Genomic DNA, 1,280 nt, shown 5'->3' on the forward strand with positions numbered 1-1,280 from the left:
CCAAATGGCTGTACGAGTCCGCCGGCGAGGGGGCCGGCCACAGGGCTGAGCGGTTCTTCGATACGGAGCGGCGGCTCACCAATCCTGTGGCTAAGTCAAGCCCGCAGACCGCTCTGCTCGCACAGAAAGCCGCTTGGCTCTCCGCCGAGCAGGACCGGTGGCGTTTCCATCCGAACCAGCTGGTTGTCGTCGACGAGGCCTCGATGGTGTCAACCCTTCAGCTCGCCGCGCTTGTGGAACAGGCCCGGGACGCCGGAGCAAAGATCCTATTGGTGGGCGATCCCGGGCAGCTGGATGCCATCGACGCCGGCGGCGTCCTGGGCTGGCTGGACCGGCAGGGCAAGACCGCGCGGCTCAGCACCATCTGGCGGTTCGAACACCCTTGGGAACGCGATGCTTCGTTGAAGCTCCGTGCCGGGAAAGTCGCAGCCATCAGCGACTACGAGCAACATCAACGGATCCGACACGGAACCTATCTGGACATGGTCGACCAGGCATATCTGCAATGGCAGTCCGACATCCGGGCCGGAAGGTCGTCCATCCTCATCGCGGCCGACAACGACACCGTCGGCATGCTCAACGAACGCGCCCAGGCAGACCGGGTGATCCAGGGGCTCGTGGACGCCGAAGAGACAGCACTCCTGGCGGACACGCTGTGTGCCGGGCGCGGTGACACGGTCATCGCTCGCCGCAACGACCGCACCGTTGCCGACAGCAACGGTGACTTCCTCCGCAACGGCACCCTGCTGGACGTCGTGCGTGCCGGCAGGCGCGACGGTTCCCTCACCGCGGTACGCAGGGACACCGGCGCCATCGTCACCCTGCACCGCGACTATGTCGAGTCGGCCGTGGAACTGGGATACGCGACCACTGCCCACCGCTCCCAAGGAATCACGGTCGACACCGGACACACCGTCGTCACCCAAGGCCGGCTCACACGCGAGCTACTCTACGTCAGCATGACCCGCGGCCGTGGCGGCAACTACGCGTACGTCAGCGAAAACGACCCCACCGACCACGAACCGCTGGACCCCGCCTTGCAACCGCAATGGCAGGAGATCCTCGCCGAAGTGCTCGCGGCAGAAGGCGCCGAACGAACCGCTCACGAAGTCCGCGACGCCGAACAATCCAAAGCCGACAGCCTGGAACGCCTCAGCGCCGAATACGACTACCTCGCCCAAATCGCAGCCGCCGAGGACCTGACAAGGTTCATCAAGGCGCGCACTCCGGAGATCGATGAGGTGTTGCAACAATCCCCCTCGTGGGGCGCGGCCGTCGCA

The 1,280-nt window shown here is 65.6% G+C and carries 1 protein-coding gene; it reads left to right on the top strand.

Going from position 1 to position 1,280, the window contains the following annotated elements; all coding sequences use genetic code 11:
• Window positions 1-1,280, top strand: a 1,280-nt coding sequence (locus tag AHiyo1_RS08890) for an ATP-dependent DNA helicase (protein WP_172465538.1), incomplete at both ends; no start/stop codon positions are given.

The organism is Arthrobacter sp. Hiyo1 (genome assembly GCF_001263615.2).
In the GTDB taxonomy this organism is placed as follows: domain Bacteria; phylum Actinomycetota; class Actinomycetes; order Actinomycetales; family Micrococcaceae; genus Arthrobacter.